Below are 12,334 nucleotides of genomic sequence, written 5' to 3'. Positions count from 1 at the left end.
TACCTACAGCTTAGCCTACCGGAGCAGGCTCGGTGTTTTCAGGCTTCGTCTCGACAATGGCGTCGATGACGACTGGCTCGGTGTTTTCCGGCGTGGCGCCCACGAGCGACAACACGTAAGAGAAGAACGTGTCACCACCAGCGACCGGAGGCGGCGTGCCGCCGACCGGTGGCGGCGTCGTCGAACCCGAGTCATTGTCGTTGCTGCTGCCACCGCAGGCGCTCAGTGCGAGTACGCTGCACAGCGCCGCGGCGGTCAGAAGCGCGCGTTTGTGGAGATGGTTGGACATGATGGTTTTCTCCTTACTGGTTGCCTGGCAGCGGCGTATTCAGGTAAGGGAAGGCCGCCTTGAAGGTGCTGGCGTTCTTGCGCACGCCATCGGTCAGCGGCAGGCCGCCGGCTGGAGCATCGGCCGGCTTGCAGCCAACGCCGAGTGCGTCGGTGGCGCCGGTCAGCACGCACAGTGCGCCCATGGACACACGCAGCGCGATGTCGGTGACGTCATCGGCTGGACGACGGCCGTTCGGGAAACCGGCATTGTCGCCAGCGGCCACGCCCATCGGGTTCTGCGCAGCCTGCGCGGTCGGCGCAATGCTGGTGTTCAGGCGCAGCATTTCGGAAGCGACCACGTTCTTCGGCTGGTTCACGCCTGGAATGCCCTTCAGGAAGGCAGTGACCAGGTCGGTACGCGGGAAGTTCGTTGGAGCGCGAGCCGATGGGAACAGCGTCTGGATGATGGCCGGCAGGACCGGATTGGTGACGTAGGCAGCGAACTGGGCATCGCCAGTCGGCTTCGACGAATTGAAGCGGTCCTTGTCATCCATGCCGATGATGACTTCGTTCACCAGCGGCATGCCGAGACGCGAAACCTGGGCCCAGGCGCCGCCTTCCTTGACTGCGTTGTTGATGCCCGACCCTGCGGTCGGCTGGATCAGGCGGGCCTGACGCATGCTGGCCGTGGTGTAACCGCCGATGACTGGCTCGCCTGCGACCACCAGGCAACCGACTGGCAGTTCCAGCGCGATCGAGCTGATGTTCTTGTTTTCGAGGTCGTTCTTGTTGCCGTCGACTTCAGCGCCGAGCGGGTTCAGGTTGACCAGGTCGAAAATCTTGCCGACTGCAATGTAGAACGGCTCCTTGCGCTGGCCGACGAAGACACGGCCGGTGCCGCAACCTGGCACGGCGATGTCGTAGATGTGGGCGTTGGCATAGGTTTCATAGCCGGTGGCGCTACCGAAGGTCTTGTCGCCGATGTTATCGACTGGCTTGTCGAACTCGGTGGCGCCGTTGGAACCGGCCAGGCGGGTGCGGGTACCGCTGCGGCGGTCGCCCTTGACCATGTCGATGGTATAGGTTTCGCGCACATTCAGCGAAGCCGGGTTGACGCCGCTGATGGTCGAGTTATTGATGAGGGGGATCAGGACCTGCTGGCCACCGACAGTCGCGGCGAGGCGCTTCGAGGTGTTCTTGAAGCGGATCTGGAAGGTGATGTCTTCCTTGGCGTCGCCGTTATTGTCGACGTGGATTTCGTACAGGGCATTCTGGTCGAACTGATAGAAGTTCGGGCCGCCTTGTGGGTCCTGGAATGGGGTGTAGTTCGCGATCATGGTCACGAAACCTTCACGTCCTGGTGCATAGCTGCGGAACATGTAGAAGTCGGTACCGTCGACTTTCGGCGCATTCGTCAAAAACGGCGCTTCGCGGTGGCTCGATGCGCTGGCGGTGCCGGTCATCGCAAACAGCGCGGACCCTGCCAAAACTGCGGCGATCCATGGGGATTTCTTCTTGAAGTGTCTCATCCTGCTCTCCGGTTAACTGCTCAGTGGTTTGTATGTATTTATGCTGCGAATTTGATGATATTGAGTATCTGACAAGCATGTCGCGCGATTGAATGAACAACGGAAAGTTTCACGTAAAAGCGGACTGCATGGTCATATACGCAAGCCGAGACCAACTGGATTCATTATTTTTTTCGCAGTCGTTTGCCCTCACTGTGTTATTTTTCTTCCCGACATCAAAAGGACCATGGACATGACCGTATTCAGGGGCGTCGAATGAACGCCGCAGCACCTTCCTCCGATCCGGCGCAGCTGCGGGCCTGGCTGCAAGCAGCCGCCCGCCACGACCGAAATGCCTTCCGCTCGCTCTACGATGCCTGTTCGCCCAGGCTCTACGGGCTGGCGCTGCGCATCCTCGGCCGCCGCGAGCTGGCCGAGGAAGTGGTGCAGGAAAGCTTCGTCGCCATCTGGAACCATGCGGGCGATTACGAGAGCGCCCTGTCGGCGCCGATGACCTGGATGACGACGATCGTGCGCAACCGGGCCTTCGACGTCCTGCGGCGCAACCGCGCGGAAGCGACCGACGACGCCGAAGCGCTCGACGACCAGGCCCTCGAGGCGCTCGGCTCGCTGTCGCTGACGCCCGCCGACACGGTGCAGATGAGCGGCGAAGCACAGGCGCTGGCCGATTGCATGGGGGCGCTCGAAGAAAAGCACCAGCAGGTGCTGGGCATGGCCTTCTTCCACGACTTGTCGCACAGCGACGTTGCGCACAAGCTGACGCTGCCTCTTGGTACGGTCAAGACCTGGATCCGGCGCAGCCTGTCGCGCCTGCAGGCTTGTCTCTCCGCACGGGGTGTCGCATGAAGCTGCGTGGCAACGAGGCCTTGCGCGATCGCCTGGCCGGCGAATATGTACTGGGAACGCTGCGCGGGCGTGCGCGGCGCCGCTTCGAGGGATTGATGCACGACGACGCGGCGCTGCGCCGCACCGTGCGCGAATGGAATGACCGGATCGGCGCCATGGCCGAGCTGGTGCCGGCGGTGCAGCCGCCCGCCAGGGTCTGGCGCGCGATCGACGCGCGCCTGGGCGCGCGCCCGGCAGCAGCACCCGGCTGGCAGTTCTGGCGCCACGGTTCGCTGGCCATGTGGCGCACGCTCGGCCTGGCTTCATCCGGCCTGGCCGCCTTGCTGCTGGTGACGACCCTGCAACAGCGTCCGGACACGGCGCCCGTCAGCGATGTCGCCAGCCTGACCGACGAACAGGCCAGGCCCGCACTGGTGGTGACGGCCGAGCGCGGGCGCGCACGGATGACGGTGCGGGTGGTGGCGAATGTGGCTTTGAGCCCGGAGCAGGCGCTGCAGCTGTGGGCGGTTCCCATTCAGGGCAAGCCGCGTTCGCTGGGCGTACTCGGCGCCAGCCGCGAGCTGACGCTGCCCTTGCCGGCAAACGGCATCGGCGACGACGTCGCCGTGCTGGCGGTCAGCCTCGAGCCGAAGGGCGGTTCGCCCGATCCGGCCGGACCGAGCGGCCCGATTCTTTACAAGGGCGCCTGGGTGAAGCTGCCTGGGTCAAGCTGACGTCGTTCCGCGCGCGGGCAAGGCGGCAATCGCCGCGCTCTTGTCTGCGCGAACCCACACGTTCTTCATCGTCTCGAGGATGGTGGTGAGCCCGACCGGCTTGACCAGGTACTGGTCGAAGCCCGCCTCCTGCGACAACTGGGCGGAGTCCGGCGCCACGTGGCCGGTGATGGCGATGATCAGGGCGTCGGCCGTTTGCGGCAGCTTGCGCAAGGCCATGCACAGGTCGAAGCCGCTGCCATCGGGCAGGAGCACGGATGTGAACACGGCATGGGGGCGGAACAGGGGAGCGTGGAACAAGGCTTCGCCGACCGAGGTGGCGGTGCGCACTTCATATTCCATGGCGACGAACAGCGTTGCGAACAGGTCGCGCGTTTCGGCGCTACGGTCTACCAGGAGAACCCGCAAAGGCTGCTTCCCACATGTGTTTGGAAGCATTTGAACTGCCTTTCGTTAACATCGAAACCCAGTATGGGCGCTCGAACGACGGAAGGACACGCAAATCGCATTTGCTTACAGAAATAAACGATGCTGATTGTTTTGGCGGGCGATATAAACAACAGTAATGTCGCGACCGCTCCGTTCACACGCTCCAGGCGCCATCCGCATACACCTGTTCCTCGCCCAGATACACGGCATCCGTCACTGCGAACACGTCGATGTGATAACGCGCGTCCTTGCGCTTGAAACCCGGTTTCGAATAGACCCCGTGCTTGGCGCCGAGCGACAGGTGAATGCCGCACATCCGTTCGTAAGTGCCGATGTCGTCGACGCGGCGCTCGCGGGTAAAGGCCCGGTTCATGCCGAAGCCGAGTTCGCGCACCCAGACCTCGCCCTCGTCGGCGCGGATGATGTCGAGCACGCGCTGGAATTCCGGCGTCGCATGCTCGGTCCCCACCACGCGCCCGCGTTCGACGATGATGGTCACGGGAACAGCGGGCCGGTTCGACAGGTAGGCCGTGTCGCCGAACACGTGGATCTGGGCGCGGCCGTTCACCGCTTCGAGGTCGAGCGCCTCGGTGAACACTTCGCCGATCGGGAACTGGCCGCCGACGTTGTTCATGTCGCTGTAGTCGCCGATGTTGAGCTTGGCCGGCTCCAGGGGAGAGGCAAAGACGAGGGTCTCGCCACCGCCGCAGACGCGGGCGTGCGGGGCATTGTCGATGCGGCTTTTCAGCGCGCGGCCGACGCCGCGAAAGTAAGCCGGGTCGTAAGCCAGCGCCTCGATGTAGTGCTCGCCCTGCAGCCCCGGCATGCGCGACAGGTGCACGTGTTCGATGACTTTGAGGCCCAGCTTGAACAGCTCGACGCGGATGCGGAAGGCTTCGAGGCGGAAGTTGGTCGACTGCACCAGCACCACCAGGTCTCCCGCGGCCAGCGCGCGAAACTGCGCCAGCACTGCCGCCGGGTCCACGCTGTCGAAGTCGAGGAAGGCGGCGCCGGGCAGGTTGCGCCGATAGGCCTCGACCAGGGCGCGCGACAAACCGGTGCGGGCGTCGAACACCACCAGCGCCCGCTGTCCCGGCGCGTGCTCGATGGCGATCTGGAGGACATTGCGCAGGTTGCCGGCCGCGGCATCGATGGCATGCGCCGGCAGGTCGGGCGAAGGCAGTGCAGGAGCAAGCGGGGCAAAAGTCATGATGGGGAACCGTGCGGAGGGACCCGGCATTATACGGTTATGCACCGGCGTTCCCCGTAAAGTCCCATAATTCGAGCCCAACAGTGCCGCCTGGCACTACCGGGCAAACGGCGCGACGTAAAGCGCCCGGGGCAGTTATGATTTAGACAGCAAGGCCCCCCCTGTCAGGGCGGCGGCATGCATATTTCACACACGGCGGAGCGCGATGGCATATAGATGGGAAACGCCGACCAGCGTTTGGCTGGAAGACGAGACAAGCGGGCAGTTTGCCCTGCAGGCCAGCGATGGCCTGCAGCATATCGACTGGCAGGCGCATGCGCGCGGCCGGCTGCCTGATTGTGCCCACCTGCTCGGCGCCTCGCTGCCCCTGTCCTGCGCCTGTGCGGGCATCTATCCCGAAGGCTTCGCCTTTTGCCCGCGCTGCGGCCGCCCGCTCGAAAAACTACTCGGCCGCACCCGACCCCAGCCGGATTGGTGGGGCGCGTACGGCGACCAGCTGCTGCCCCGCCATGTGCCGCACGGCTTGCCGGTCACCTCGCTGGCGCTGGGCGAGAGCCTCGAGGAGCGCCCGGCCGCGCCTGCCATCGGCCGCGCCGAACTCTCGATGCCGGTGCCGCCGAACGCCCACTGCGTGTTTGCGGCCAGCAGCTACGGTTTTCCCGAGCAGCGCCTGCTGGCGCTGGCCCCAAGCCGCGGCGTGCTGCAATACTGGGATCCGCTGGCCCAGCTCTGGCATGTGATGGCGGCCGAAAATCCCGCCAGCGAGTTGCGCTTCACCGCCAGCCAGTACGGCTGGCTGCCCGCAACCAAGCCCGCACGCGGCGAAGTCGGCGTGGTGCCGACCGAAGCGGGCCTGGTGCGGCTCTGGATCAATCCGATCAACGAGAGCTACCACACCGAAATGCTGGTCTCGGGCCAGATCGCCTCGAGCCCGGGGCTGATGCGGCGCCGCGTCGGCTGCCTGTGCATCATCGAAGGCAGCCTGCACCTGCTCGACGCCGATACCGGCTTTACCAGCGGCGAAAACTACGAATGCGCGGACGCACCGACGCGCGGCTGGATGCGCCCGATCGGCTACGACAACCGCCTGTTCTGGCTGCACGAGCAGGGCCAGCTGGCATGGCGCCCGGGCGAGGCGCCGCGCTGGCGGCCATGGCCGGCGGGCTGGACACCGAGGCTCGACTTCGGCGGCCCGACCCAGAGCCGCGACGGCCGCCTGTGGCATATCGGCCATGACGGCCAGGCCTATTCCTTCCTTGAACTCGGCGTCGACAACCCGCAAGTGCAGCCGATCGACGGCGCGCGCCTCGGGTTCGCCAACCTGCTGTTCCGGCGCGGCCATCCGGTGCTCGACGAACCGTGGTCGGCCGAGCACGTGGAAGACGTGCACGAAGACGATTCGCTGGTGCTGCCGCTGCTGCGCAGTTTCAATAACAACCGCAGCCAGCCAAGCGGCCTGGTGCTGCGCTTTCATGCCTATACCGGCCGCGCCGAAGAAGCGCTGTCCGGGCGCACGGTGCCCCGTACCACCATCGAATGGATCGGCAAGCGCAACGTCATTCTCGACGACGTCGCCCGCCTGGCCCGTCCGCTCGACTGCGTCCCTTTCGTGTACGACGGCGCCCTCTGGCTGCACCACCCCGACTGGAACGCAATGCGCGGCTGGCGCCTGGAAGAATTGACGTGACGGCGGTTTGCGTGCGCGTGTTTGCCATCCTGTTGCTGCTGTGCGGGGGCGCCTTCGCCCGGGCCGCCACGCCGCACGTCTTCCTGGTCCAGAATTCGGGCTGGATGGAGCCCTTCTACAGCGATCCCGCTTCCAGCTTCAAGCCCCTGGTGGCCGAGCTGGCGCTGGCCGTCGCCCAGCCCGGGGACTCGCTGGTGCTGGCCGCCTTCAACCAGTCGCAGCCGAACGCGCCGTCGCCGCGCGCCCTGGTCTCGACCAGGGTCGGCAAGGACACGCGCGCCGAGGTGACGGCGGCGCTGGCCGGCCTCGCCACTGCGCGCAAACCCGGCGGGGCGCTGGCCGACACCGACCTCGGCGAGGCGGTGAGCGCCGCCATGGGCCAGGCCCTCGGTGGCCGCGACGGCATCGTCTGGCTGGTGACGAACAACCGCAACAGCCCGAACAACGACCAGGCCACGGCCGAGCGCAACCGCGAGTTCTATCAGCTGATCCACAACGGCAAAGGCATCCGCACCGCGCTCGCCTTCCCGCTGCGCATGCCGGTGCAGGGCCAGCACTACCGCGCGAACGGCCTGATGATCTACGCCTTCGCCGTGGGCGCCGGGGGAAAAGCGGCGCTCGACCGGCTGCTGGCGTCCGGCAGCGTCAACCGCGTCATCACCGAGCCGCCGGCGCGCCTGAAGCCGCTCGACCGCGATACGGTGCGCCTGGTGCCGCGCAAGGTCGAAGACGCGCCGGGCGTGTCCTTTGCCATCGCCCCGGACGGCGTGCTGCGCGCCGACATCGCGCCCGACGCCACCTCGCCAACCGCGAAGATCGCCTGGCACCTGGAAAACACGATGTACCCGTACACCATCGTCAGCGCCACCCTCAGCGCGCGCTCGAAGCTGGGTGGCGAGAACCGCGCCGTCGCGCTGGGCACGACCCGCATCAAGGCGCTGGCGCCCGGCAAGCCGGTGCCGCTGGCATCCACCCTGCAGCTGCCGATCGCGCAACTGCCGGGCAAATGGTCGATGGAAGCCTTCCAATCGGCCGGCTCGGCGCATGTGCTGCCGGGCGCGATCGAACTGCACCTGGCGGACCAGCAACTGGCCCTGTCGCAGGGTTTTCGCGAGCGCATGGCGGCGCTGTTCCCGGGCGATCCGCTGCCCGAGATTTTCACTCCGCCGGCGTCGATCCAGGCGTCGACCGCGGTGCTGCCGCTGGACGTGCGCGTGCACTACGGCAGCGGGCCCCTGTTCGCGGCCGGGGCGGCCTTGCTGGCCTTGCTCGGCGCCGCCGCGGCCGGCGCCTATGCCTGGATACGCCCGCGCAAGGCTGTCGTCACGGTCGACGACGAAACCCGCACCATGCACAGCCGCGCCGGCGCCATCCAGCCGATTTACGACAAGGCGGGCAATGAAGTCGCCCGCCTGAAGACAACCCTGTTCGGCCACCAGTTGACCGACCTGCGCGAAGGCGCGCAGGTGCGACTGAGTTAACAATCAGCTGAACCATAAAAAAGGACCCACCCATGCAAGCCACCACCCAGACCGACCCGGGCTTCAAGCTCCCCCAGGACAAGAACACGCCCGACGACCCGCTGCCGAAGACGACGCCCGACACCGCCGGGGTCAGCACGATGGAAGTCACCCCGGGCGCGCCGGTGCGCGCCACCGACACCTCCACGCGCGACGTCTTCATCGGCGGCGGCATCTTCCTGGTGCTGCTGGTCGCGTTCTTCTTTGCCCGTAACGCCTTCGTCCACCACCTGGTGGTGCGCCGCGTGGCGCCGTCGACGGCCGGCAGCGCCGGCTGGATGCTGTTCGTCGGACTCGCGTTTTTGGCGGCGGCGGCCGCGCTGGCCATCGCCAACGCGAACAAATACCTGACGCTGGGCGTCACCGGACCGCTGGTCTTCGTCGGCCTCGTAAGCCTGGTTGCGGCCCTGTTCATCGGCCGCCGCTAACTGCACCTGGAAAGAAAAGACATGGCTGATTTACCGACCCCCGCAAACATCAACCGCAAGTCCGAACTGAAAGTGGACCTGCGCCCGACGCTGTTCATCGGCGCCGGCGGCACCGGCATGGAAGTGATGATGCGCATCCGCCGCCGCATCCTGTCGGCGGTGTGGAACCGTCACAACCCGACCCGCGTCGAATCGATCGGCGACTTCCCGGTCGCGCGCTTCCTGCACTTCGACCTCGACAGCAATTCGATCATCGACGAGGGCAAGTCGCAGCGCACCGATCCCTGGTACGAACTGGTGAAGCTGACGGATGAAGAACGGCTCGTGGAGCCGCTCGACCTGCCGCAATACCACGAGTCCGACGACAGCCTGGCGCGGTTTCCATTAATCGAAAAATGGATGCCGCTGCGCCCGAAAAAACTGCGCTCGCTCGGCATCGACCCATCGAAAGGGGCAGGGCAGATCCGCGCCGTGGCGCGCCTGTATTTGTTCGATAAGTACCCGAAGCTGCGCGGCCGCATCAAGGGCGCGCTGAACTTTTTGGGCAGTAACGCCGGCATCGAGCGCAAGGACAATTACCAGCGCCTGGGCCTGCAGGTCGACACCTCGAAATTCCGTATCGTGATCATCGCCTCGAACGCGGGCGGCACCGGCGCCGGCAGCGCCATCGACCTGGGCTGGATGGCGAAAGCCATCGCGCGCCAGGAAGTGGCCGACAGCCAGGTCGACCTGGTGATGTTCATGCCGTCCGGTTTTGCCAAGGCCAACAAGGAGCGCACCGAGGCCAACGCCTACGCCACCATGATGGAACTGGAAACGGCGATGCGCGACATGAACGCGCAAGTCAAATGGATGGACCCGGACAGCATCACCGGGCGCGGCGCGCCGTTCGACGACGTGTATTTCGTCGACACCGCGAACCTGGCCAACAAGGCCACCCAGGACGTCAAGGATGTCTACCAGATGGTGGCCGACTCCCTGTTCGAGGATTTCGCGTCGGCCGATTTCGCCAACCGCAAGCGCTCGGTCGCGGTCAACCAGCAGCAGCACAAGCTGGGGCCCTTCAATCCGCGCGTGCCGGAAGGGCGCTTCGGCGACATGCGCCTGTCCTATTCCAAGACCTATTCGGCCTTCGGCCAGGCCGTGCTCGACACCCAGCAAAGCCTGCGCGAGGATATCCGCGCCTACGAACTGTCGGCGCTGATGGTCAAGGAATTCTTCGGCCTGGTGGGGCGCGATGGCGCCCTGGCGCGCCGCGCCGGCGACCAGGAACGCGACGCCTTCATGCGCGAGCAGATGGACATGCGCGAGCTGCCTTTCGACGAATTCCCGGACTTCCGCAAGGGCACCGTGGACGTCAATCCGTTCCAGGAATACGCGCTGACGGGCCTCCTGCTGCGCGACAAGGAAGGGCGCTCGCTGCTCGAGCGCGTCGAGAGCAAGGTGCAGCTCGAGATGGACCGGATCATGGCCGCTTTCGACATCGGCCAGTGGCGCGAGCGCGTGGCCGAACTGCTGCCCCAGCTCGAGCGCGATGCGATCCGCGAGGCCGGCGCTACCGCCGAGACCAGTGAAGACCGCATCAAGCGCCACACGATCGAGCTGAGCGGACGCCTGAAGGGGCGCGTGCGCGAGCGCCTGTACGCCTTGCTGGACGACCGCAAGCAGGGCGGGCTGGAATTCGTGCTGTCCCTGCTGGAGCAGGTGAAAGCGCGCCTGCTGCAGCGCGACCTCGGCAACGCCGAGCGCAATGGCCGGCGCTACCGCGACATCCGCGACGCGCTGCGCACGCGCCAGGTCGAGGAATCCCTGAACAACCTGTCGCAGGCCGCAGGCCGCCTGTTCGGCAAGGACGCCCAGGCGCGCGAAGTGATGGCGCACCTGAAACGCGACATCGCCGACTACCTGCGCTTCCACTTGCTGGCGGTGGCCGCCGGCCAGTCGATCGAAGTCATGCGCGGCATGTCGTCCTGGCTGGGCGAGCCGCAAGCGACCGACGAATCCGGCAACGCCCAGTGGAGCGGCATCGCCGGCGAATTCCAGGAAGGGCGGCGCCACGTGCAGGAAATCCTGCGCGCCGTCGACGGGCGCATCAGCCAGCTGCGCGCCGACGCGCGCCAGGAACACGCCACCTACATCAAGCTGGCCGGCGACGTGACGCCGGCGCCGGTACGCTTGAGCGGCGACGTCAGCGCCTGGAGCGAGGAAGTGCTGCTCGAATTCGGCGGCTCGGGACGCTTGTTCCCGCAGCTCGGCGACGAGCGCACCCGCGCCGACCTGTTATTGAAACTGTTCCGCCGCGCCCAGACCCAACTGTCGAGCGACGAACTCGAAGGCGGCGAGCCCACCGACCCGCTGCTCGACCGCCTGAACGCGATGACGCCGCAAGAACGCCAGCGCGTCTTCGCCGAGTGGATCCGCAGCGCCATGCCCTGGGTGAATGCGCGCTTCTCGGCCGAGTTTACGCCGAATGCCGATCAATTCAAGTGCTTCATCGGCGTCGGCGACACCGCCGCCTGGAGAAAGATGGAAGGGGAGATCCGCGCGTCGATTCCGACCGGTTTCTTCCACGGCGACCTGGTCTCGATCGTCAACACCGGCGTGACCGGGCGCGCGGTCTGCTACATCGAACTGTCGGGCTACCCGATGACGGTGCTGCGCGGCCTGCCGACCTGGCGCGCCTCGTACCAGATCGAGAACCCGAAGATCCCGACCCACCTGCATTTCGATGCGACGCGCTTTCGCCACCCGATCTCGCCATCGATGGACGAACTCAATCGCCTGGCTGACGACTACGAGTGGTTCCTGCAGGCGATCGCACTGGGCGTCATCCGGCGCAAGGTCGATGCGGGCGACCGCGAAGCGGCCTTCCAGCCGCGCGGCCAGTACGTGTTCGAGGTCGAGCCGGGCTCCGGCGAGTGGCTGCAAATCGGTAACGAGTACGCGATCCGCTCGAACGGCCTGCCGCCGTACTACCGCGAGCAGGTGCTGGCCGGGGTGCGCAACCGCCTGGCCGCGCTCGGACCGCACCAGTTCCTGCTGCTCGCAAGCCTGATGCGCCACTACCAGTTGCGCGTCTACGAGCCGCGCCTGGAGACCGACGAAACCGGCGCCCAGCTGCCGTCGCCTTCGCTGCCCAACATCACGGCGCGCCGCCTGTACGATGCCTGGCTGCGGCGCGCAATCGCGCTCGACCCGCGCCTGTCGAATGCGTCGGTCGACGCCGCGCTGGCAAGCATCGGCGAATGGACCGAAGCGGTGCCCGATTCAGCCCTCGACGCCTACAGCTGGGAAGTCGAACGGCCGCTGGACAAGCGCATCCTGCGCCCGGACTTCCTGGCCAGCGACGCGCGTGCGGCGCAGGTGATCGAACGTGGACAGGGGGCGGGCGCCGGTTCCGCCGCCATTCCGGACCCGGCGCCGGTGCAGCCGAACACGCCCCAGGGCACGCGCTATAAACTGTTCGTGAACGGGGCGCAGCGCGGCCCGTTCACGGTCGAGGAAGTGGCGCAGCAGCTGGCGCGCGGCGAGATCGACTTGGCCACCAAATCATGGGGCATGGCGCAGGATCCGAGGTCCGGCAAATGGCAGACCGTGGCCGACATCCCGGGCATCGGGGTCTGGCATGTTCCCGCCATTCCCGATCCGGATGACGGCATCCCGGATCCGCAATAACAGGGAGCGCTGTGCAACACGATTCGA

Annotated in this window: 10 protein-coding genes; 6 read left to right on the top strand and 4 right to left on the bottom strand. The window is 66.3% G+C overall.

Annotated features, from left to right (window positions below; all coding sequences use genetic code 11):
• Nucleotides 1-10: 10 nt before the first annotated feature.
• Complete coding sequence (locus tag AC56KZ_RS08125; RefSeq protein ID WP_497161645.1) at nt 11-289, bottom strand: hypothetical protein; 279 nt, start codon at nt 287-289, stop codon at nt 11-13.
• 13 nt (nt 290-302) lie between these two features.
• Complete coding sequence (locus tag AC56KZ_RS08120; RefSeq protein ID WP_497161644.1) at nt 303-1,799, bottom strand: DUF4331 domain-containing protein; 1,497 nt, start codon at nt 1,797-1,799, stop codon at nt 303-305.
• Nucleotides 1,800-2,054: 255 nt separating this feature from the next.
• On the opposite strand from AC56KZ_RS08120, the gene AC56KZ_RS08115 reads away from it, so the two are divergent.
• Nucleotides 2,055-2,645, top strand: coding sequence for an RNA polymerase sigma factor (locus tag AC56KZ_RS08115; RefSeq protein ID WP_497161643.1), 591 nt, complete (start codon nt 2,055-2,057; stop codon nt 2,643-2,645).
• Nucleotides 2,642-3,358 (top strand): anti-sigma factor, encoded by a 717-nt coding sequence (locus AC56KZ_RS08110; RefSeq protein WP_497161642.1) that lies wholly within the window; start codon nt 2,642-2,644, stop codon nt 3,356-3,358. The genes AC56KZ_RS08115 and AC56KZ_RS08110 overlap by 4 nt, the downstream gene beginning before the upstream one ends.
• Here AC56KZ_RS08110 and AC56KZ_RS08105 read toward each other — a convergent pair.
• Nucleotides 3,350-3,766 (bottom strand): response regulator, encoded by a 417-nt coding sequence (locus AC56KZ_RS08105; protein ID WP_497161641.1) that lies wholly within the window; start codon nt 3,764-3,766, stop codon nt 3,350-3,352. The genes AC56KZ_RS08110 and AC56KZ_RS08105 overlap by 9 nt on opposite strands.
• A 175-nt stretch (nt 3,767-3,941) precedes the next feature.
• Nucleotides 3,942-4,997, bottom strand: a complete 1,056-nt coding sequence (locus tag AC56KZ_RS08100; RefSeq protein WP_497161640.1) for a M29 family metallopeptidase — start codon at nt 4,995-4,997, stop codon at nt 3,942-3,944.
• A 205-nt stretch (nt 4,998-5,202) separates the two neighbouring features.
• Between AC56KZ_RS08100 and AC56KZ_RS08095 the strand changes: the two genes are divergently transcribed.
• Genes AC56KZ_RS08095 through AC56KZ_RS08080 form a run of 4 tightly spaced genes read left to right on the top strand, consistent with a single transcriptional unit; the run spans nt 5,203 to nt 12,307 of the window.
• Nucleotides 5,203-6,684, top strand: a complete 1,482-nt coding sequence (locus AC56KZ_RS08095) for a hypothetical protein (protein ID WP_497161639.1) — start codon at nt 5,203-5,205, stop codon at nt 6,682-6,684.
• Nucleotides 6,681-8,165 carry a hypothetical protein gene (locus AC56KZ_RS08090; RefSeq protein WP_497161638.1) on the top strand — a complete coding sequence of 495 codons (1,485 nt, stop codon included), beginning with the start codon at nt 6,681-6,683 and terminating at the stop codon, nt 8,163-8,165. Before AC56KZ_RS08095 ends, AC56KZ_RS08090 begins: the two co-directional genes overlap by 4 nt.
• A gap of 32 nt (nt 8,166-8,197) precedes the next feature.
• The gene (locus AC56KZ_RS08085; protein WP_497161637.1) at nt 8,198-8,632 is read left to right on the top strand and encodes a hypothetical protein; all 435 of its coding nucleotides are present in this window, start codon (nt 8,198-8,200) and stop codon (nt 8,630-8,632) included.
• A gap of 21 nt (nt 8,633-8,653) precedes the next feature.
• On the top strand, nt 8,654-12,307 hold the full coding sequence (locus tag AC56KZ_RS08080; RefSeq protein ID WP_497161636.1) for a tubulin-like doman-containing protein: 3,654 nt from the start codon (nt 8,654-8,656) through the stop codon (nt 12,305-12,307).
• Nucleotides 12,308-12,334: the final 27 nt, after the last annotated feature.

The sequence above is a fragment of the Telluria sp. LT2P34 genome (assembly GCF_059685915.1).
The sequence above is the reverse complement of the archived record's forward strand: the minus strand, read 5'-3'. Positions and strand labels throughout refer to the sequence as shown.